Origin of the sequence: Clavibacter sp. B3I6, assembly GCF_030816895.1 — a bacterium.
Classification (GTDB): domain Bacteria; phylum Actinomycetota; class Actinomycetes; order Actinomycetales; family Microbacteriaceae; genus Clavibacter.
The window spans coordinates 2,145,515-2,164,650 of the sequence record NZ_JAUSYL010000001.1 but is presented as its reverse complement, the minus strand read 5'-3'; the positions used below and the strand labels follow the sequence as shown (position 1 = coordinate 2,164,650).

The window sequence follows — 19,136 nt, the reverse complement described above, 5'->3', positions numbered from 1 at the left end:
CGCTCTCGTCCCATCCGGACCCACTGACACGGGAGGTGCATCATGACCGACATCCAGGACCGCGACGTCGCCACGGCGATCGACGCGCTCGAGCTCGACCTCGAGCTGGATGCCGTCGCGGAGGACGTGCACCTCACCACGACCGCCCCCGTCCTCCCGGCGCGCGGCGCGGCTCGCCGCGCCGCGCGCACCTCCCGCTCCTTCCGGCGACGCACCGTCGTGATGTGGACCGCCACGGTCCTGCTCGCGCTGATGGTCGCCGCGACCCTCCTCTTCCAGGCCTCGGGCGGCCGCTGGTTCGTCGTCCAGACCCCCTCGATGGGCACCACGGCCCCGGTGGGCGCGCTGCTGCTCACCACCCCCGTCCTCGTCGAGGACGTCGAGGTCGGCGACGTCGTCACGTTCCACCCCTCCACGACCCCCGACGAGACCTACACGCACCGCGTCATCGGCGTCGGCGCCGACGGGCTCACCACGCGGGGCGACATCAACGGCGCCACCGACCCGTGGAAGACCGACCAGGCCCACCTCCTCGGCGAGGCGACCACGATCCTCCCCGGCTTCGGCTGGCTCGCCCGGGGGCTGCCGCTGTTCGTCGCCGGCCTCGTGATCGTCACGATCCTCACCCGCCTCATCGGATCGCCCACGCACCGCGCCTCGATGCGCATGCTCGGCGGCTCGCTCGTCGCGGCCCTCACCGTGTTCCTGCTGAAGCCGTTCGTCGCGCTGGTCGTCCTCGAGGCCGTCACCCGCGGCTCCGACGTCCGGGCCAGCATCGTGAACACCGGCCTCCTCCCCATCCGCGTCGCGGTCGAGGGCGGCACGCACGTGACCCTGGCGGCCGGCGAGGTCGGCAGCGTCACCGCCCCCGTGGGCGCGACCGGGCAGTTCCACGACATCACCTCCGTGCTCGACCTGCCGGTCTGGGGCTGGGTCGTCTTCTTCGGCGTCTGCGCCGTCCCCCTCCTCTACACGCTGGTCGTGGGCCTCCCGTCCGGCGAGGAGCGCCGCGCATGAGCGTCGTCGCCCGCCTCCTCGGCCGCCGCCTCGGTGTCGATGCCAGCGCGCCGCCGGCGACCCCGCGTCGCGCGTCCCGCCGCGCCGGCATCTCCGCGTCGGTCTCGGCCGTGGCACTCGGCGCCGTCCTGCTCCTCGCTCCGGGGACGAACGGCGCGTACACGGCGTCCATCACCAACTCGAACAACAGCGCCGCCTCGTCCGCAGCGTCCTTCACCTGCACCAGCGCCTTCGCCGCCGACCGGGCCAGCGCCCTGTTCGCGTACCCGCTGAACGAGGCGGGCGGATCCACCACGGCGCGGGACGCCGCCTCCGGCACCTACCCCGGCACGTACCGCGGGAGCATGACGAGCACGACGACCACCCCCCAGGCCTGCCCGCGCGACGCCGGCGGCGCCTACGCGCTCAACGGCAGCACGAGCTCCCTCACCAACGCGCTGCAGCAGCAGGGCCTCGCGACCTTCAGCACCGAGGTGTGGTTCCGCACCTCGGTGAAGGGCGGGAAGCTCATCGGCTTCGGCAACTCCGCGACGGGATCGTCGTCGTCCTACGACCGCCACACCTACGTCTCCAGCACGGGCCAGCTCGTGTTCGGCACCTACTCCGGCGGGTACCAGACCATCACGACCGGCGCGAACGTGAACGTCGCGGACGGTGCCTGGCACCACGCGGTCTCCACCATGTCGCCCACCACCGGCATGACGCTGTACCTCGACGGCGCCCGCGTCGCCGGCAGCACCGCTTCCACGGCGGAGAGCTTCACCGGCTACTGGCGGATCGGCTACGACAACACGTCGGGCTGGCCCAACGCGGGCAACGCCTACTTCACGGGCAGCATGCGCTTCGCCGCGGTGTACCGGACGGCGCTCACCGCCGCGCAGGTGCAGAACCACTACACCGCAGGTCGCTGACCCCGTCCGCGGCCGGTGTCAGCTCCCGGCCGCGGACGGCACCACGTCCCAGTGCTCGCGGATGAGCCCGCCGTCCACGCGGAAGATGTCCGCCGCCACGAACGGGTCGTCCGCCTTCGCGCCCACCGGCTGCGAGAACGTCCACACGAGGTCGTCGTCCGCGAGGGAGATGACCGACTGCTGCGCGGGGAACGGCGCCCCGCCGGAGAAGAGCGCCTTCAGCGCGGCGGTGCCGTTCGGCGCGACCGGGTTGTGCTGCAGGTACGCCGGGTCGAAGGAGCGGTCGAGCACGCTCGCGTCGTGATCCCGGAAGAGGGTGTCGTAGGCGCCGACGGCCAGCTGCCGGTCCGCCTCCTCCTGCTGCTCGGTCGGCTCGGGCGCGTCGGCCGGGCCCTGGTGCAGGTCGCTGAACATCGTGTTGACGTTGCCGCTCGCGGGCGTGCCCGGGGCGATCGGCTGGTCGAACGACCAGATATCGGTGATCCTGCCGTCGGAGAGCCGGAAGAGGTCGACCGCCGCCTCGCCCGTGCGCTCGTCGGCCGGATCGGGGGCGACCTGCCAGTGGACGGCCACGAGGTCGCCGTCGGCCGCGATGCGCTTGATCACGGCCTGCGCGCCGGGGACCCGCTGGTGGGCGGCGGCGAACCCGTCGAGCAGCCCGCCGGGGCCGGCCGTCGCGCCCGCGCCGTGCGCGACGGCGTTCGGGGCGACGGCGGCCTGGGCGGCGGCTCGGGCGGCGTCGGAGGCGGGGTCGGGGAACGCGTCGGCGAACAGCCGCGCGACCGTGTCCGCGTTGCGGTCCTCCGTGGCGGAGTCCGTGCGGTCGGCGGTCGTGCCGCCGTCGCCCGCCGGGGCGGTGGCGACGGCCGCGCGGGCGTCGGGGGCGGCGTCGGGGGCCGCGGGGGTCGAGCCGGCAGCCGTGCAGCCGGCGAGGACGACGACGCCGGCGAGGGCGGCGGCGCCGCGGAGGAGCAGGGAGGCGGGGTTTCGTTGAACGTTCATGCACGCACCCTGCGGGCCGCAGCTGGGAGGGTCCGATGTGGAGGGATCGGGCGCTGATCGGGCATCGCTGCTACGGGCGCGGTCCCGATGCGCGGCGGTCCGGCGTCCCCGCCCGCCTGATGGACCGTCCGTTCCGAACGTCAGGCGCCGGGACCGAGTCGCCCGGCAGGGGCTCCCTCGCCGCGCATGCGAGGGGGCCCCGCTCGGCTCGGCGGGATCCGGCTCGCTCGGTCCGGGATCCGGCTCCCCCTGCATGCGCCGGGCGCACGACGAACGGCCCGGCGTCGAGGGCCGGGCCGTTCGCGTGGTGCTGTCCCGGCGTGTGCCGGGTGGGTGCTACTTGGTGTTGACGGTGATCTTCGCGATGCCGACGACGAGCTCGTCGGTGACCGCGTCGGTGCCGAATGTGCTGTTCAGCAGGGCGGCGGCGTCGGGGCTGACCTTGACCGTGGTGCCCTCGAGGACGGCGTTGTCGCCCTCCATCGCGAGGGGCTTCAGGGTCGTGCCGTCGAGGTTGAAGATGTAGACGTCGTTCATGATCTCGCCCTCGCCGACCTGGACCGAGCCCGTGAGGCGGCTGGTGCCGGGGTCGATGACGAAGTCGGTGAGCTTCACGACGGTCTCGCCGGCGGTGAGGCTGATGCCGGAGCCGTCGTGGTCGATCTCGCCCTGGACGTAGGGGCGGTAGTCCATCTCGGGGTCGTAGTAGTCGACGTTGCCGCCGGTGATGGGGAACGCGAGGGTGCCGGTGGCGGCGTCGAGGGTCGCGCCGCCGATGACGCCGGGGGTCAGGCCCAGGGTCGTGAGGGCGCTGGCGAAGCCGGCGTCGAGGGTGACCTTGGTGTCGACGCCGGTCAGGGTCGGGATCGACGCGAGCGGCGTGGGGTCGGCCTCGGTGGTGGCGGACGCGGACGGCGCGGCGGAGGACGAGGACGACGGGGTCTCGGCGGGGGTGGAGCAGGCGGCGAGGCCGACGATGAGGAAGCCGGCAGCGGTGAGGCTGAAGACGGACTTGGTGAGGTTGCGCATGATGGATCCTTACGGTCGGGGCGGCCGACGTGGTCGCCGGTTGGAGTCGCAAGGTCCTTCGGCACCCCTCGCCGAGGGGTTGGGTCCGTGATGCATCCGTGACCTGCCGCACAGGCGGCCGTGATGTCCGGCAGATGCGGCGCCCGGCGCGCCGGCACCGGAGGTGATCCGCATGGACCGCCGTCCGGATGCGTCAGCGCTGGATGCCGGGACGCTGGATGCCGTCCACCCGCAGGGTCACGGATCCGGTGACGCCCTGCGCGGTCGGCGGCGCCGAGGTGGGCAGGCGCACCGTCAGGCGCAGGTGGTCGCGGCCGCCCACGGCGAGGGCGGGGGATCCCGGCACGGTGACGCGTCCCGCCGCGGGACGGTCGGAGACGACGGAGGTGGTCGTGCCGGAGCACACGGCGGTGCCCGGCGCACCCGTCCACGCCACGGAGCAGCGGTCGAGGGCGATCTGGAGGCCGTCCGACGTGCTCGCCACGGCGGTGCCGCCGACCGTGAGGAGCAGCTCGGCGGCGGCGACGGTGCCGGTGTTCGCCAGGTCGATCAGCCGGACCTGCGCCTCCCCGGGCCGGAGGCCCGTGACGGGGACGGACAGCTGGTCCGCTCCGCCGGCGCCCCAGTCGAGCTCCACGGCGCCCGCGGAGACCTCGACCGTGCCCGTGTCGCGGTCGGCGAACACCGCGTAGGCGCCGCCCGCCGCGAGCAGGGCGGCGACGACGGCGGCCGCGGCGACGAGGATCGGACGGGCGCTGCGGGAGGCGCGGCGGTGCGGGTGCGCGGAGCGCGGTGCGGGTCGGGCTGCGCGACGGACGGCGCGGTGGCGCGGCATCGGGCCCGTCATGGCGTGGGCTCCGCGACGTGTGCAGGCACGTGCTCGGACGGCCGCATCGGCGCCTCGACTGCGGCGGCGGCGGCGGCGGCGGTGCGCGGCGGACGTCGCCACACGGTCACCAGCGCCCATGCCGTGAGCCCCGCGCCCGCGGCTCCGAAGGCGAGCATCCGCACGGTCGGGTCGCCGAGTCCCACGGCGGGCCAGCCGACCAGGGGGACGACGCGGTCCAGGCGCTGCACCTCGTCGTCGGAGACGGTCACGATCCAGGGGTCGGCGGCCGGGTTGTTGTCGCCCTTCGTCTCCATCACCAGGAGCTCGGGCGACCAACCGCGCAGCCGCTCGCCGTCCTCGGGGCCGTAGACGCGGATCACGCGGTGGATGACCCGGACGCGGGGCCCGGTCGGCGCGGTGAACACCACGACGTCACCGACCGCGACGTCGGCGCGCGCGACGGGCTCGGTCACCGCGAGCGAGCCGACGGGCATCCCGGGCGCCATGGAGTCCGAGAGCACGGGCACGAAGCGCGCGATGCCCAGGGCGGAGAGCCCGACGACCCCCACGACGACGAGCACGAGGGCGACGGTCACGAGGCCGCCGAGCACCCGGAGGAGACGGCGGTCGGGCGTGGCACGTCCGGCTCGTGCCGTGCGACGGCTCACGAGCCGGCCTCCTCGGCGGCACGGCGGCGGCGGGAGGCGAGGACGAGGAGGCCGCCCGTCGCGAGGGCGATGAGGGCGCCGGCGACGGCGGACGCGATGTCCCGTCCGGTGACGGGCAGCGGGGCGCGAGGGCCGCGGGTCTCGCCGCCGGCCGCCACGGGACCGGCGTCCGGCGCGGGAGCGCCGGGCGGGCCCGCTCCGGGACCGGGGTCGGTACCCGGGCCTCCGGGTGCGGGGGAGTCGTCGAGGAGCGAGAACGTCACGCGGATCGCCCCGTCGGTGTCCTCGAGGTCGTTGCCGGCGGACGCGGGGAACAGGACGCGGACGCCGACGCCGACGGTGGCGCCCGCGTCCAGCGGGATGCTGGTGTCGAGGCGGCCGAGCGTCGCGGCGGGGCCGGAGCCGAGGACGCGCAACGGGCCGCGGCAGAGCGGCGGGCTCGACGAGGGGGCGTAGCCCGCGGTGCAGAGGCTGACCTCCAGCTGGATCCCGTCGCGGACGTCGGCGGTGAGCGGTCGGTCGCCGAGGGCGTCCAGGTGCACGGACAGCGGGGAGCCGTCGGCGGTCGTGTTGGTGACCTCGGCGGCCCAGTCGAGGGTGTCGCCGGGGGCCAGGTCGTGGAGGCGCAGATCGGATCCGGTGAGCTCGCGGACCAGGAGCGATCCCTCGGAGGAGGAGGAAGAGGAAGAGGAGGCGGTCACGGCGGACGCCGGCGCGGCGGGCACCGCCACCGCGCCCACGGCCACGGGCAGCGCGAGGCACAGCGCGGCCAGGGCCGGGGGTGCGGTGCGTGCGCGCATGGGGATCCTCGGGTGCGGATCGGCTGCCGCCGGGGCGGGCAGGGAAGGAGGGGGGCACGGTCGGGCCCGGCGCGTGCCGGGCCCGACCGCGTGATCAGCGCTGCAGGCCGTCGCGCTGGATGGCGGCTGCGGTGAACGTGAGGTCGGCGCTCGCGTTCTCGTAGTCGTTGTCCGCGGTCGTCGGCAGCTCCAGCCGCATCAGGGTGTTGAGCGCCACGTCGGCCGTGTCGCTCGGGAAGGTGCCGTCGGCCGTCGGCGTCACGCCGAAGTCCGCCGGCGTGAAGTCGACCGCGCCCGCGACGCCCAGGATGGTGTCGAGGGTGCCGGTGCTCGTGACCTGCTCGGTGCCGGAGCAGTCGTACGGGCCGACCTCGGTGGTCGTCGCCGTCGTCCAGACGCCGCCGACGCACGTGACGAGGTCGTAGGTGAGGCCGTCCGGGCCGGACACCAGCGACTCGCCGCCACCCGTCAGGGCCGGGTCGTCCGTCCCGGCCGTCTCCGCGGTCACGTCGTAGTAGAAGCGGACGGACTGCACGAGGTCGCCGTCGTTGCCGGCGTCCGGCAGCGCCAGCGTGATCGGCCGCTCGACGGTGTCGCCGGGCGCGATGTCCGAGACGGTGTACTCGCCGGTGGCGATGATGTCGAGCTGGCCCGCGTCGACGTCGAGCGTCGCGGTGTCGGAGTCGGTGAAGATGGCGAACGCGCCTGCCGTGAGCGCGCCTCCCAGGACGACGATCGCGCCGGTGGCGGCGATCTTCTTCCAGGGGCGGCGGTGCTCGGGTGCTGTCGTGGTCATGATGGTGGTTCCTCTCGGTGATCGGTTCGGTGCTCGGTGGGTGCTGTGGTGGATGGCCCCGGAGGGCCGTGCTCCGCGACCCGCGGTCGGCTGCGGAGCGGGGGGATCGGGGGCGGGGGCGGCATCAGCAGCCCGCCGCGGAGACGGCCGCCGGTTGCGTCACGGCGGCGGTGGGGGCGCTCGCGACGCCGAGCCACCGGTGGAGGTCGGGTCGGACGCGCCACTGGTAGGAGCGGGACTCGCCGACCCGGCCGTCGGAGAACGTCGTGGCGGCGGCGCCGAGACGCGCGACCGTGATCCAGGCGCCCGGTGTGGCCCCGGCGAGGCGGCGCTCGACGAGCCAGTCGGTCGTGCCCGCGGTCGGCGACCAGGCCAGCGCGGTCACCGGCCGGCCGGCCACGCAGGACGCCGTGGCCTGCGTCACCGTCGTCGTCGAGGTCCAGGCGCCCGTGGCCGCGGCGAGGGCCGCGTCGTCGCGGTCGGTGAAGCCCCGGGGGGCCAGCGGTCCGGGATCCACGAACACCGTGACGGTGGACGCGGCGGCGAGCCCGGTGCCGGGTGCGGCGGGCCGGTCGGTGATCGCGTAGGGGATCGCCACGGATCCGGTCCAGCCGTCGGCGGGCGGCGTGTAGGTGCAGGCGGTCGTCGTGCAGGAGAAGGCGCCGCGGAGCCCGGCGGGGGGCGTCGCCCCGGTGATCGCCAGCGCGTCGCCGTCCGGATCCGTGTCGTTCGCCAGGGGCTCGACGGTCACGGCGGGGCCGCCCGTGGTCGCCACCAGGCGGTCGGCGCGCGCCACCGCGACCCTGTCGACCGGCGTCACCGTCACGGTCACCCGCACGTTCCAGGAGCCGGCCGTGCTCGAGAGCGCGTAGTCGAAGACATCGACGCCCGTGAACCCGAGGGCGGGCCGGTACGTGCAGCGCCCGCGCTCGGTGCCGGCGTCGGCGCACGTGACCCCGCCGGCAGACGGCGACGCGGGGACGGGGCCGGACGCCCCGCCCACGAGCCGGGGCGTCGCGGAGAGCTGCGCTCGGCTGAACGTCGCCCCGACCGCCGCGCGCCCGTCGTTCGCCAGGACGTCGATCACCACGGCGGTGTCCTGCGGCGTCGTCGCGGCGTCCGGGAGCGGATCCGGCACGATCAGCACCGTCGCCGTGGCTGTGCGGGTGAGCGCGGCGCCCGTCGACGTGGTCGCGGACGCGGTGGCGGTGTTCTGCACGGAGCCCGTCACCGCGTCGGCCGTAGTGACGGTGTACGTGGCGGTCGCGGTGGCGACCTGCCCGGGTGCGAGCGTGCCGGGCGTCTGCGGCCAGACGTAGGCCAGCGCGGACACCCCGGGCCGGGGATCGCTGATCCCCACGCCGGTCAGGGTGGTGCTGCCGGTGTTCTGCACCCGGAACGCGTACGAGACCACGCTCCCGGCGCCGGTGACGACCCCCGGGGTCGCCGTCTTCGCGAAGTCCATCGTGGCGGTGCGCGCGAGCGAGACGGTGCGGACGGCGGTTCCCGAGGCCACGATCCCGGCCGGGCTCGTGCCCCTCGCCGTGGCGGTGTTGGCGACGGCGCCCGCATCGATGTCCGCCTGCCGCACCACGTACCGGGCGGTCGCGGTCACGGATCCGCCGACGGGCAGCGCCCCGGTCGCGCCCGGCCAGGTCCCGTACGTGATCGTCGAGAGGCCGACGAGCGGGTCGGACAGCGTCACGCCGGTGAGCGGGACGTTGCCGCTGTTGGTGATGCGGAACGCGTAGTCGACCGTCGCACCGACGGTCGCGCCCCCGGTGAGCACGGCGTCCTTCGTGACGGTGACCGCGGGACCGTGGTTGACGGCGATGGTCGCGGTGGACGAGGCCGTCGGCGCCGCGACGCCCGCCAGCGTCCGCCCGGTGGCCGTGGCCGTGTTCACGAGGGTGGTCCCCGCCTCCACGTCGGCCTGCGTCACCGTGTAGGGGGCCGAGGTGAAGACCTGGGAGGCGCCGGGCGCGAGCGTGACGGCGGTCGGCGTGATCCCCGTGACGCGCGGATCCGCGACGCCCACCTGCGTCAGCGTCACGTTGCCGGTGTTGCGCGCCGTGAACGAGTAGGCGACGCGCTCGCCCACGTCCGCCTTGCCGTTCCCGTCGGCGTCCGCGAGCGACCCGGTCTTGGCGAGCGTCAGCGCGGGCGCGGGCGCCACGAGGGGCACGGAGACGGAGCTGGTGTTGCTGCGGATGCGGGGGAGCACCAGCGTGTTGGTGCCCTCCGCGTACGCCGTGTTGAGGAGGACCGACCCGGCCACCGCCTCCGCCGGCGTGACCCGGTGCACGCCCCGGCACGTCACGGATCCGCCGACGACCAGCAGGCCGAGGAGCAGCGGATCGCAGGTCACCTGGGGCACGAGCGGGTCCGTGACGGTGATCCCGGAGAGCGCCACCGCACCCGTGTTGGTGAGGACGAACTGGTACGGGATGTCCGACCCCTCCGCGTACGCGGCCGGCTGCGGCGTGGTGCGGTCCACCTGCTTCACCAGGTTCAGCGCGGAGAGGTCGTCGACGGAGGACACGGAGACGTTCCGGATGAGGTGCGCGTCGGTGGAGCCGCCCGTGGACGCGACGAAGCCGAGCTTCACGGTCTGCGGAGCAGGCGTGGTCATCGTGTACGTGAGCACTTCCGTGAGCGCCGCGCCCACGCCCTCGCTCTGGTAGACGGTGACGACGGGGAACCGCGCGGGCGAGACCGTGATGCGGATGGACCGGCCGGCCGTCGCCGCGGGCGCCGCCGTCTGACCGGCCAGCGTGCCCGCGGCGACGGAGCTGCGCAGGGTCTTCGTCAGCGTGCTGAGGCTGCGGCCGGCGAGGTAGCAGTAGCCCGTGCGGCCCTGGCCGGGCCCCCGCAGCACGACCGCGTTGGCGCGCTGGCCGGGTCCTCCCGTCGGGGCGACGCAGCCCGTGCCGCGGCCGTCCGTGGGGTTGGAGAAGTTCCCGAACGCGTCGAGCCCGACGCCCAGGTAGCCGCCGCTCACCCCGTCGGCCGTGGTGCTCTGGGCGTAGCCGAGCGACCCGCCCGGGGCGCCCACCGACGTCAGCGACTGGGCGCCGTCGGTGAGGAAGAAGCCGATGCCGTCGGCCCCGGAGGTCAGCGGGCCGTACTGGTACTGGTCGAACCGGATGTCGAGGCCGCCGTTGGCCGGGATCGGCGTGTTGTAGACGACGCCGCCGCGGCGGTTGGCGGCGTTGTCCGTGAGCTGGAGGAACCCGGGCGTCGTCGTCGCGACGGGGGCGTTGACGCGGGTCGCGCACACGCCGAGGGCCGACTGGCCCGACGCGGGCGCGGCGGTGGCGCGGGTGAGGCAGGCGTCGTTGAGCGGTCGCCAGGCGGCGTCCGGGACGCTCGTGCCGGAGAACGACTCCGCGAGCAGCTGCGTGGCGGCCTCGACCGGCTCGGCGGGGAGGCTCACGAGGAGCGTCGCGGCGATGGTGCTGGCGAGCACGGCCGCCAGTCGGCGGATCCCGCGCCGACGGCTCGGCGCGCGGCCCGCGGGCGCGACGGGAGCGCCGGACGCGTCGTGCGCGCGCGCTCGTCCCACCCTGACCACCCCCGTGCCGTCGCCGCCCCAGGACGGAGCGGAGCAGGCCCCCCGACCTGCTCGGGCAACGCTAATCAGCAGATCACCCGGTCATAAGGGGCTCAGTACCGATCCCGGTGGACCAGTAGCCCCCGTCTCGGATCCCCGGGCCCCCGCGCGGGTCACGCCCAGTGGTCCGCGCGGGCGGATCCCAGTGGTGCCGGACGCCGCGATCCTGGGAGTTGAGCCGACATCGCTCAACTCCGAGCCCCACGACTTGACGCTCCGCGACGCGCGAGTAGAGTTGAGTCATCGCGGCTCAAGTAGCACGCCGCTGATCGAAGCGGCACCGCGAGACAGACTCCGCGGCCCCCACCGCGTCACCCACGAAGCGCTCCCGTGATCCGGGATCGCGTCAGAGAAGGAGAACACCCCATGGCTCGTGCAGTAGGAATCGACCTGGGTACCACCAACTCGGTGGTCTCGGTCCTGGAGGGCGGAGAGCCCACCGTCATCGCCAACGCCGAGGGCGCGCGCACCACGCCGTCCGTCGTCGCGTTCACCAAGGACGGCGAGGTGCTGGTCGGCGAGACCGCCAAGCGCCAGAACGTCACCAACGTCGACCGCACCATCTCGTCGGTCAAGCGCCACATGGGCACCGACTGGACCGTCGGCATCGACCAGAAGAAGTACACGTCGCAGGAGCTGTCGGCCCGCATCCTCGGCAAGCTCAAGCGCGACGCCGAGCAGTACCTGGGCGACACGGTGACCGACGCGGTCATCACCGTCCCCGCGTACTTCAACGACGCCGAGCGCCAGGCCACGAAGGAGGCCGGCGAGATCGCGGGCCTCAACGTGCTCCGCATCATCAACGAGCCCACCGCGGCGGCGCTCGCCTACGGCCTCGACCGGGGCAAGGAGGACGAGCTCATCCTCGTCTTCGACCTCGGCGGCGGCACGTTCGACGTCTCCCTCCTCGAGGTGGGCAAGGACGACGACTTCAGCACCATCCAGGTCCGCTCCACCGCGGGCGACAACCGCCTCGGCGGCGACGACTGGGACCAGCGCGTCGTCGACCACCTCGTCAAGCGCTTCAAGGAGTCGACGGGCGTCGACGTCTCGAACGACAAGATCGCCAAGCAGCGCCTCAAGGAGGCCGCGGAGCAGGCGAAGAAGGAGCTTAGCTCCTCCACCAGCACGAGCATCCAGCTGCCCTACCTCTCCCTCACGGAGAACGGCCCGGCCAACCTCGACGAGACGCTCACCCGCGCCAAGTTCGAGGAGCTCACGAACGACCTGCTCGAGCGCACCCGCAAGCCCTTCGAGGACGTCATCCGCGAGGCCGGCGTCTCGGTCGGCGACGTGGCCCACGTGGTCCTCGTCGGCGGATCCACCCGCATGCCCGCCGTCGTCGAGCTCGTCAAGAAGCTCACGGGCGGCAAGGAGCCCAACAAGGGCGTCAACCCGGACGAGGTCGTCGCCGTCGGCGCCGCGCTCCAGGCCGGCGTGCTGAAGGGCGAGCGCAAGGACGTCCTCCTCATCGACGTCACCCCCCTGAGCCTCGGCATCGAGACCAAGGGCGGCATCATGACCAAGCTCATCGAGCGCAACACGGCCATCCCGACCAAGCGCAGCGAGACCTTCACCACGGCCGACGACAACCAGCCGTCCGTCGCGATCCAGGTCTTCCAGGGCGAGCGCGAGTTCACCCGCGACAACAAGAACCTCGGCACCTTCGAGCTCACCGGCATCGCGCCGGCGCCCCGCGGGATCCCGCAGGTCGAGGTCACCTTCGACATCGACGCCAACGGCATCGTGCACGTGTCCGCCAAGGACAAGGGCACCGGCAAGGAGCAGTCGATGACCATCACGGGCGGATCCTCGCTCGGCAAGGAGGACATCGAGCGCATGGTCCGCGAGGCCGAGGAGCACGCGGCGGAGGACAAGACGCGCCGCGAGCAGGCCGAGGTCCGCAACAGCGCGGAGCAGCTCGCCTACTCGATCGACAAGCTCATCAAGGAGAACGACGACAAGCTCCCCGAGGACGTCAAGTCCGAGGTCCAGGGCGACGTCGACGGCCTGAAGAGCGCCCTCGCCGGAGACGACGAGACCGCCGTGAAGACCGCGTTCGACAAGCTCTCCGCGAGCCAGACCAAGCTCGGCGAGGCCATCTACGCGCAGGGCCAGCAGGAGCAGGCCGCCGGTGAGGCGTCCGAGGGCGCGCCCGAGGCGAAGAAGGACGACGAGGACATCGTCGACGCCGAGGTCGTGGACGAGGACGACCAGGACAAGAAGACGGACCGATGACCGAGGACACCGCGAACGGCGAGGGCACGACGCCCGAGGACGAGGGCGCCGAGCAGTCGGCGCCCGCGTCCCCGGCCGGGCCTGACGCCACGGCGGCCTCCGCGGCCGACGCGGCCTCGGTCCCGGGCGAGGACGGCGCGTTCGTCGAGGCCGAGGGCCCCGACGTCGAGACGACCGACCCCATGGACGAGGAGCTCCAGGACCTCATCGAGCAGACCCGGAACGAGCCCGTCGAGGGCGACTCCGAGCACCTCGCGGACCTGAAGCGCGTCACCGCGGAGTACGCCAACTACCGCAAGCGCACCGAGGCCAACCGCGAGATCGAGCGCCAGCGCGCGGTCGGCGACGTGGTCAAGGGCATCCTCCCGGTGCTCGACGACCTCGACCGCGCCGAGAAGCACGGCGACCTGGCGGAGGGCGGACCGCTCACCGCGATCGTCGCCAAGCTGCGGACGAACGTGGAGCGCATCGGGCTGGTCAAGGTGGGCGCCGTCGGCGACGCCTTCGACCCGCAGGTGCACGAGGCGATCTTCCAGAAGCCGAACCCCGAGGTCCAGGTGGACACCGTGGCGGACGTCGTCGAGAGTGGCTACTACATCGGCCAGACGCTGCTGCGGGCCGCGAAGGTCGTCGTCGACAAGCCGGAGTAGCGCCATCATCCGCAGCATCCATCCGGCTGCACCCACCCCGGTCCGGGCGTCCGCACGCGCGGGCGCCCGGATCGGGCCGTGCGGCCCCCACCACGAGAAGAAGAAGGGAGGCGTCTGATGGCCAGCCAGGACTGGTTCGACAAGGACTTCTACAAGGTCCTCGGAGTGTCCAAGGACGTCTCGGAGGCCGACCTCAAGAAGGCCTACCGCAAGCTCGCCCGGCAGTACCACCCGGACAGCAACCCCGATCCGTCGGCGGAGGAGCGCTTCAAGGAGATCAGCGAGGCGCACGCCGTCCTCGCCGACAAGGAGCAGCGCAAGGAGTACGACCAGGTCCGCGCCATGGGATCCGGGGCGCGCTTCACGGCACCCGGGGCCGGCGGCGGGCAGGCGGGCGGCTTCGAGGACGTCTTCGGCGGCATGTTCGGCCAGCAGGCCGGCGGCCGCGGGCGTCGCGCCGGGTTCGGATCCGGCCAGCCCCAGTACAGCCAGGGCGGGTTCGAGGACATCCTCGGCGGCATGTTCGGCAACGGCGGCTTCGGCCAGTCGACCGGCGGCTACCGCGGGTACGGCGCGCCCACCAAGGGCCGCGACGTCACCGCGTCGACCACGGTCGACTTCCTCACCGCCGTGCAGGGCGACGTCGTGCGCCTGCAGGACTCCGACGGCCGCCCCCTCACGGTGCGCGTGCCGGCGGGCGTCTCCGACGGGCAGAAGATCCGCCTCGCCGGCAAGGGCGAGCCGTCGGGCGACGGCGGCGCGGCGGGGGACATCATCCTCACCGTGCACGTGCGACCGCACCCCGTGTTCGAGCGCGACGGGCTGAACCTCCGGGTCAACGTGCCCGTGACGTTCCCCGAGGCCGCGCTCGGCGCGACCATCGAGGTGCCCACGCTCGGCGGCGACCCGGTGCGGCTGAAGGTCGCGCCCGGCACGTCGAGCGGCAAGGTGCTCCGCGTCAAGGGCCGCGGCGTCACGACCCCGAAGGGCACGGGCGACCTGCTCGCGCGCATCGAGGTCGCGGTGCCGTCCCGCCTCACGGACGCGCAGCGCGTGGCGCTCGACGCGTTCGCCAGCTCGGGCCCCGCCGAGGACCCCCGGTCGGCGCTCATCGATCGGGCCAGGGGCTGACGTGGACGCCCGCGACACGATGGACGAGGACGCCCCCGTCTTCGTGATCTCCATGGCGGCCGAGCTGTCGGGCATGCACCCGCAGACGCTCCGGCAGTACGACCGCCTCGGGCTCGTGTCGCCCACCCGCACGGCCGGGCGCTCCCGCCGCTACTCGATGCGCGACATCGTGCAGCTGCGGGAGGTCGCCCGGCTGGGCGCGGAGGGCGTGAGCCTGGAGGGGATCGCCCGGATCCTCGAGCTCGAGAACCAGGTGACCGAGCTCCGCGGACGCGTCCGCCAGCTCGAGTCGGCGCTCGCCGACGAGCTGCTCTCCCGCCCCGGCCGCCGCGTCTTCGCGGCCCGCGGCGACGGCGACGTCGTGTCGCTGCGCGCGGGCGTGCGCCCCTCCCGGCAGACCGACGTCGTGCTGTACCGGGCGGCGCTCAGCCTCTCCGACGGCCGCGACGCCGGCGCGGGCGCCGGCACCGGCGCCGGCGGACGGGACGCCGGCGGGCGCGGCGCACGGTGAGCGACGCCCCGACCCCGGCATCCGCCGCCGACGACCTCCTCGACCTGGGCGCGCTCCGCCGCCGGCCCGACGTCGAGGCCGACAACCTCTTCGCGGCCGACGCCGCCGACCGCCTGCTGCTCGACGAGCTGGTGGCGCTGCTGGCGTCCGCCGCCGACGCCGGCCATCCCGTGCGGCCCGAGGAGCTGGTCGTGATCGGCGACTCCTACGGCGCGCTCGCGCTGGGCGCGGCCGCCGCGCTGCGTCGCGCCGGGGCGGGGGATCCGATCCGCCTCCGCGTGCACCAGGACGCACTCGCCTCCGAGACCGCGCTCGACCTCAACGCCGCGCTGCTGGGCGAGACCGCCCAGATCGCGCACCACCGGCTCGACGACGCCCTCCCGCACGGCGCCCGCGTCGTGCTCGCGCGCCTGCCGCGCAGCCTCGACGCCCTCGACGAGTGGGCCGGCGTGGTCGCCGCGGCCGCCGCCGCCGACGTCACCGTGCTCGCCGGCGGTCGCGTCAAGCACATGACGCCCGCCATGACCGAGGTGCTCCGTCGCCGCTTCGCGGACGTCCACGCGACGCTCGCCCGGCAGAAGTCGCGCGTGCTCGTCGCGCGCGGGCCGGTGCGCCCGTCCGGGGAGGCCCCGGCGTCCGACGCCTACCCGCGCCGCGAGTCGCACCCCGACCTCGGCCTGGAGGTGCGCGCGCACGGCGCCGCCTTCGCCGGGGCCCGCATCGACATCGGCACGCGCTTCCTGCTGTCGTTCCTGGCCGACCTGCCCGCCGACGCCCGCAGCGCCGTGGACCTCGGCTGCGGCACGGGCGTCCTCGCCGCAGCCGTCGCGCTCGCGCGGCCGGACCTCCGCGTCGTCGCGACCGACCAGTCCTGGGCGGCCGTCGACTCGGCCCGCGCGACCGTGGCCGCGAACGGCCTCGAGGGGCGGGTGACCGTGGTGCGCGACGACGCCGGATCCTCCGTGCCCGACGCATCCGTCGACCTCGTGCTGCTCAACCCGCCCTTCCACACGGGCGCGACCGTGCACGCCGGGCTCGCGCCGCGCCTGTTCGCCGCCGCCGCGCGCATGCTCCGCCCGGGCGGCGAGCTCTGGACCGTCTACAACAGCCCGCTCGGCTACCGGCCCCAGCTGACGCGGATCGTGGGCCCCACGCGCGAGGCGGGCCGGAACGCGAAGTTCACGGTCGCCGTCTCGACGAAGCCGGATCCGCGGGCCTAGCCTCGCATCGACCGCGGGCGACCCGTGCCGGCGGCCGCGCATCGAGGAGCCGCCATGCCCACCTTCCGCACCCGCGTCCTCCAGGCCCGCGTCAACGCCACCGGGCTGCCCGTCCCCGCGGAGGCGCTCGACGAGCTGGGTGCCGGGAAGCGGCCGGCCGTCGTGGTGACCGTCGCGGGCTACGTCTACCGCACGACCGTCGGCACCATGGGCGGTCAGCAGCTGCTGCCGCTCAGCGCCGCCCACCGCGCCGCGTCGGGCATCGCCGCCGACGACGAGGTGGAGGTGGAGGTGACCATCGAGCTCGACACGGCCCCGTGCGAGGCCGTCCTCCCCGAGGAGGTGGCGGCCGCGATCGCCGCGGAGCCCGCCCTCGCGGAGGCGTTCGGCGCGCTCTCCTCCAGCCGGCAGCGCGCCCTCGTGGATCCGATCGGCGAGGCGAGGACCGACGAGACGCGCGCCCGCCGCGTCGCGAAGGCGCTGGCGGCGCTGCGGGGCTGAGGCCCGTCGCGCGCTCCCGGCCGCACCGGATCGTCACGCCGTCGGCGGATCCAGCACCAGCAGGTCGCCGATCTCGCACTCGAGCGCGCGGCAGACCGCGACGAGGGTGGAGTAGCGGATCGCCCGGGCCCGGTCGTTCTTGAGGACGGACAGGTTCACCGGGCTGACGCCCACGATCGCGGCGAGCCGCGCGAGCGTCATGCCGCGCGCCGCCAGCAGCTCGTCGAGGCGGCAGTGCACGCCGGTGGGGGCGTCGTCGTCGGCCGCCATCAGACGAGGCCGCGGGTGTCGCGCTGGAGGCGCTCGCCGTGCTCGACGACGAGGCCCACGATCATGAGGGCGAACCCGAGCGCGATGGTGGAGAGGTCGACCTCCGCGACCGTCGGCCAGAACCCCTCGAGCCCCGCGGCCGGGTCGTTCAGCTCGCCGCCGACCAGCCAGGCGACCGCCGTGCGCGCCCCGAGCGACAGCAGGGCCGCGACCATCACCGTGCCGCCCGCGAGCGTGACCACGAGGCTGAGGCGCCGGGCGAGCGGATCCGGGCGGAGCAGCCGACGGGCGAGGATCGCGACGGTCCCCGCGAGCGCGATGCCGACCGACGCGTCGAGCGCGATCCGCACCACGTGCATCGCGACGATGCCGCCCGACAGCTCGCCCACCGCGACCTCGGCCGTGCGGTAGGCGCCCGAGCGGAGGTCGGCGGGGCCGGCGTCGGCCTCGGCGGGGAGGGATCCGCGCATCTCGAGGGACGTGTGCACCACCCCGGTCCGCACGGTCTCGACCGCGCTCGCGACGGCCGCCGCGGCGACCGCCAGCAGCACGAGCACGGCGACCACGAGGGCGGCCCGCAGGATCCCGCGCATGGCCCGCGCGGAGGAGCCGGTGCCGGCGAGCGGGGTGGGGGTCATGGTCGCGTCCTATCGATCATCGTTGCAACGAATGTCGATATGGTCGCACGCGCGGCGGCTCGCTGTCGAGCCCCCGAGCCCCGTGCCTCACGCCGGGTGCGTGCGGAACCACTCCAGGAGCCAGCGAGCGCGGGACGGGGCGTCGGGGCGCGCGGCGGCGGAGGCCGGCCGGTCGAGGAAGTCGTCGTAGCCGTCGAGGTCGCGGACGGTCGCGTCGTCCACGGAGCGGAAGCCCATGCTCCAGGCCGGGAACCGGCGGGTGGCGATCTGCTCGTCGAGCAGCTGGCGCACGTCGGTGTGGCGCGGATCCGCGGCGATGGTCGCGAACACCGCCTCGACCGCGTCGTCGGGGCCCTCGAGCACCTGCATGAAGCGCCCGTCGCGGTGCAGCAGGAGGCCCGTGAGGCCCGTGCGCTCGTTGTTCCGCGCGCACTGGCGGAGCAGCTCCGCGAGGTCGTCGTCGGTCAGGTGCCGTGTGGCCGTGCTCGTGTAGACGGTCGTGCGCATGGATCCCCCTCGTGCCGTCCCCCCATCCTGGCCGGTCGGAGGGGCGGTCGGGACGGGCGGCGCGCCCGCATGCGCCGGTCGGGCCGGGAACCGTGCGGCCGGGCCGGGAGCCGTGCGGCCGGGCCGGGAGATGGGGAGAGCCCGGCGCGCTCGCGGGTACGGCGCGCGCCGGGCTCCTGTTCTGCCGCGGTCGTTCGGGTCGACGCGCGGAGGGATCTGATGAGCTGCCCAGCTGGGCGGGGGGACGCGGCAGGGCGCTCGTCGGGTATCCAGTGCGCACGACGGCATCGGGGGGAACCCGTCGTGCTGTGAAGGACTCTACGGCGTCGGTCCTCATTTAGGGGGACACATCGGGCAGGAGGGGCGGGTGATCCGGGGGTGACGGGCGGGTGAGCGGCCCGTCCTGATGCGGATCCGGGCCTTCCTGTGCATCCCGTGGGTCCTCGGCGGCGGACCCGCGCGTCCGGCCCTGGGCGGACATCCGACGGGCTCCGGCCGCGTCGGCGCGCGGCAGCGGCAGCCCCGTCGCGCTCGCACCGAGGCGGGCGAGGAGCGCGCGGCACGACGACCGGAGCAGGGAGCCGAGGCGGGAGCGGGAGCGCCGGGCGGGCGATCCGTCGGCGGCCGTGATCCCGGTCGCGCCGCGGGACGCGTGCAGCGGGTCGTCGTCGGCGGGATCGCCGGGCCAGGCGTCGTGCAGGGCACGGAGGCGCTCGCGCAGGAGGTCGTCGTCGCGGTCGGGGCTGCTCAGCACGGTCGGCGGCCCGCTCGGGTCCGGGGATGCGGCGTCGACGGGCGGCGGCGA

19 protein-coding genes are annotated in these 19,136 nt (G+C 74.6%); 8 read left to right on the top strand and 11 right to left on the bottom strand.

Translation table 11 applies throughout. From position 1 onward, the window contains the following. Positions 1-42 precede the first annotated feature (42 nt). The gene (locus QFZ62_RS10350; RefSeq protein WP_307505208.1) at positions 43-1,017 is read left to right on the top strand and encodes a S26 family signal peptidase; all 975 of its coding nucleotides are present in this window, start codon (positions 43-45) and stop codon (positions 1,015-1,017) included. After that, positions 1,014-1,928, top strand: coding sequence for a LamG domain-containing protein (locus QFZ62_RS10345; RefSeq protein WP_307505205.1), 915 nt, complete (start codon positions 1,014-1,016; stop codon positions 1,926-1,928). The genes QFZ62_RS10350 and QFZ62_RS10345 overlap by 4 nt, the downstream gene beginning before the upstream one ends. Before the next feature lie 18 nt (positions 1,929-1,946). Here QFZ62_RS10345 and QFZ62_RS10340 read toward each other — a convergent pair whose 3' ends face one another. The 7 genes from QFZ62_RS10340 to QFZ62_RS10310 form a co-directional block, all read right to left on the bottom strand. Then, positions 1,947-2,930 carry a nuclear transport factor 2 family protein gene (locus tag QFZ62_RS10340; protein WP_307505203.1) on the bottom strand — a complete coding sequence of 328 codons (984 nt, stop codon included), beginning with the start codon at positions 2,928-2,930 and terminating at the stop codon, positions 1,947-1,949. A gap of 336 nt (positions 2,931-3,266) precedes the next feature. Then, positions 3,267-3,959 carry a hypothetical protein gene (locus QFZ62_RS10335; RefSeq protein WP_307505201.1) on the bottom strand — a complete coding sequence of 231 codons (693 nt, stop codon included), beginning with the start codon at positions 3,957-3,959 and terminating at the stop codon, positions 3,267-3,269. A 193-nt stretch (positions 3,960-4,152) separates the two neighbouring features. Continuing rightward, complete coding sequence (locus tag QFZ62_RS10330; RefSeq protein ID WP_307505198.1) at positions 4,153-4,806, bottom strand: TasA family protein; 654 nt, start codon at positions 4,804-4,806, stop codon at positions 4,153-4,155. Then, positions 4,803-5,456: a signal peptidase I gene (locus QFZ62_RS10325; protein WP_307505195.1), complete on the bottom strand. Its 654-nt coding sequence runs from the start codon at positions 5,454-5,456 to the stop codon at positions 4,803-4,805. The genes QFZ62_RS10330 and QFZ62_RS10325 overlap by 4 nt, the downstream gene beginning before the upstream one ends. Next, entirely contained in the window at positions 5,453-6,256 is an 804-nt protein-coding gene (locus QFZ62_RS10320; RefSeq protein WP_307505192.1) for a sortase, read from the bottom strand. The genes QFZ62_RS10325 and QFZ62_RS10320 overlap by 4 nt, the downstream gene beginning before the upstream one ends. A gap of 94 nt (positions 6,257-6,350) precedes the next feature. After that, on the bottom strand, positions 6,351-7,052 hold the full coding sequence (locus tag QFZ62_RS10315) for a TasA family protein (RefSeq protein ID WP_307505189.1): 702 nt from the start codon (positions 7,050-7,052) through the stop codon (positions 6,351-6,353). 124 nt (positions 7,053-7,176) lie between these two features. Continuing rightward, a complete protein-coding gene (locus QFZ62_RS10310) occupies positions 7,177-10,521 on the bottom strand; it encodes an Ig-like domain-containing protein (RefSeq protein WP_307505187.1) in 3,345 nt (1,114 codons plus the stop codon). 510 nt (positions 10,522-11,031) lie between these two features. Here QFZ62_RS10310 and dnaK point away from each other — a divergent pair. The 6 genes from dnaK to QFZ62_RS10280 all read left to right on the top strand — a co-directional run bounded on the left by dnaK (position 11,032) and on the right by QFZ62_RS10280 (position 16,916). Further along, entirely contained in the window at positions 11,032-12,903 is a 1,872-nt protein-coding gene (gene dnaK, locus QFZ62_RS10305) for a molecular chaperone DnaK (RefSeq protein ID WP_307505184.1), read from the top strand. Next, positions 12,900-13,553: a nucleotide exchange factor GrpE gene (locus QFZ62_RS10300; RefSeq protein ID WP_307505181.1), complete on the top strand. Its 654-nt coding sequence runs from the start codon at positions 12,900-12,902 to the stop codon at positions 13,551-13,553. Before dnaK ends, QFZ62_RS10300 begins: the two co-directional genes overlap by 4 nt. Before the next feature lie 117 nt (positions 13,554-13,670). Further along, the gene (locus QFZ62_RS10295; protein WP_307505178.1) at positions 13,671-14,684 is read left to right on the top strand and encodes a DnaJ C-terminal domain-containing protein; all 1,014 of its coding nucleotides are present in this window, start codon (positions 13,671-13,673) and stop codon (positions 14,682-14,684) included. A gap of 19 nt (positions 14,685-14,703) precedes the next feature. Next, entirely contained in the window at positions 14,704-15,195 is a 492-nt protein-coding gene (locus tag QFZ62_RS10290; protein WP_307507771.1) for a heat shock protein transcriptional repressor HspR, read from the top strand. Then, positions 15,192-16,415 carry a class I SAM-dependent methyltransferase gene (locus tag QFZ62_RS10285; RefSeq protein ID WP_307505175.1) on the top strand — a complete coding sequence of 408 codons (1,224 nt, stop codon included), beginning with the start codon at positions 15,192-15,194 and terminating at the stop codon, positions 16,413-16,415. Before QFZ62_RS10290 ends, QFZ62_RS10285 begins: the two co-directional genes overlap by 4 nt. Before the next feature lie 54 nt (positions 16,416-16,469). Continuing rightward, a complete protein-coding gene (locus QFZ62_RS10280; protein WP_307505172.1) occupies positions 16,470-16,916 on the top strand; it encodes a YdeI/OmpD-associated family protein in 447 nt (148 codons plus the stop codon). 33 nt (positions 16,917-16,949) lie between these two features. Here the strand turns inward: QFZ62_RS10280 and QFZ62_RS10275 are convergent, their stop codons facing one another. The 4 genes from QFZ62_RS10275 to QFZ62_RS10260 form a co-directional block, all read right to left on the bottom strand. Continuing rightward, the gene (locus tag QFZ62_RS10275) at positions 16,950-17,186 is read right to left on the bottom strand and encodes a helix-turn-helix transcriptional regulator (protein WP_307505169.1); all 237 of its coding nucleotides are present in this window, start codon (positions 17,184-17,186) and stop codon (positions 16,950-16,952) included. Continuing rightward, positions 17,186-17,824 carry a hypothetical protein gene (locus QFZ62_RS10270; protein ID WP_307505167.1) on the bottom strand — a complete coding sequence of 213 codons (639 nt, stop codon included), beginning with the start codon at positions 17,822-17,824 and terminating at the stop codon, positions 17,186-17,188. The genes QFZ62_RS10275 and QFZ62_RS10270 overlap by 1 nt, the downstream gene beginning before the upstream one ends. A gap of 87 nt (positions 17,825-17,911) precedes the next feature. Continuing rightward, the gene (locus QFZ62_RS10265) at positions 17,912-18,331 is read right to left on the bottom strand and encodes a BLUF domain-containing protein (RefSeq protein WP_307505164.1); all 420 of its coding nucleotides are present in this window, start codon (positions 18,329-18,331) and stop codon (positions 17,912-17,914) included. A 337-nt stretch (positions 18,332-18,668) separates the two neighbouring features. After that, entirely contained in the window at positions 18,669-19,085 is a 417-nt protein-coding gene (locus tag QFZ62_RS10260; RefSeq protein WP_307505160.1) for a hypothetical protein, read from the bottom strand. Positions 19,086-19,136: the final 51 nt, after the last annotated feature.

What these genes read in the sequence shown, in the direction of transcription:
- QFZ62_RS10290 (WP_307507771.1), top strand. Translation starts at nt 14,704, where the DNA reads ATGGACGAGGACGCCCCCGTCTTCGTGATCTCCATGGCGGCCGAGCTG.
- QFZ62_RS10295 (WP_307505178.1), top strand. Translation starts at nt 13,671, where the DNA reads ATGGCCAGCCAGGACTGGTTCGACAAGGACTTCTACAAGGTCCTCGGA.
- QFZ62_RS10275 (WP_307505169.1), bottom strand. Translation starts at nt 17,186, where the DNA reads ATGGCGGCCGACGACGACGCCCCCACCGGCGTGCACTGCCGCCTCGAC.
- QFZ62_RS10265 (WP_307505164.1), bottom strand. Translation starts at nt 18,331, where the DNA reads ATGCGCACGACCGTCTACACGAGCACGGCCACACGGCACCTGACCGAC.
- QFZ62_RS10320 (WP_307505192.1), bottom strand. Translation starts at nt 6,256, where the DNA reads ATGCGCGCACGCACCGCACCCCCGGCCCTGGCCGCGCTGTGCCTCGCG.
- QFZ62_RS10270 (WP_307505167.1), bottom strand. Translation starts at nt 17,824, where the DNA reads ATGACCCCCACCCCGCTCGCCGGCACCGGCTCCTCCGCGCGGGCCATG.
- QFZ62_RS10315 (WP_307505189.1), bottom strand. Translation starts at nt 7,052, where the DNA reads ATGACCACGACAGCACCCGAGCACCGCCGCCCCTGGAAGAAGATCGCC.
- dnaK (WP_307505184.1), top strand. Translation starts at nt 11,032, where the DNA reads ATGGCTCGTGCAGTAGGAATCGACCTGGGTACCACCAACTCGGTGGTC.
- QFZ62_RS10330 (WP_307505198.1), bottom strand. Translation starts at nt 4,806, where the DNA reads ATGACGGGCCCGATGCCGCGCCACCGCGCCGTCCGTCGCGCAGCCCGA.
- QFZ62_RS10345 (WP_307505205.1), top strand. Translation starts at nt 1,014, where the DNA reads ATGAGCGTCGTCGCCCGCCTCCTCGGCCGCCGCCTCGGTGTCGATGCC.
- QFZ62_RS10350 (WP_307505208.1), top strand. Translation starts at nt 43, where the DNA reads ATGACCGACATCCAGGACCGCGACGTCGCCACGGCGATCGACGCGCTC.
- QFZ62_RS10300 (WP_307505181.1), top strand. Translation starts at nt 12,900, where the DNA reads ATGACCGAGGACACCGCGAACGGCGAGGGCACGACGCCCGAGGACGAG.
- QFZ62_RS10340 (WP_307505203.1), bottom strand. Translation starts at nt 2,930, where the DNA reads ATGAACGTTCAACGAAACCCCGCCTCCCTGCTCCTCCGCGGCGCCGCC.
- QFZ62_RS10335 (WP_307505201.1), bottom strand. Translation starts at nt 3,959, where the DNA reads ATGCGCAACCTCACCAAGTCCGTCTTCAGCCTCACCGCTGCCGGCTTC.
- QFZ62_RS10280 (WP_307505172.1), top strand. Translation starts at nt 16,470, where the DNA reads ATGCCCACCTTCCGCACCCGCGTCCTCCAGGCCCGCGTCAACGCCACC.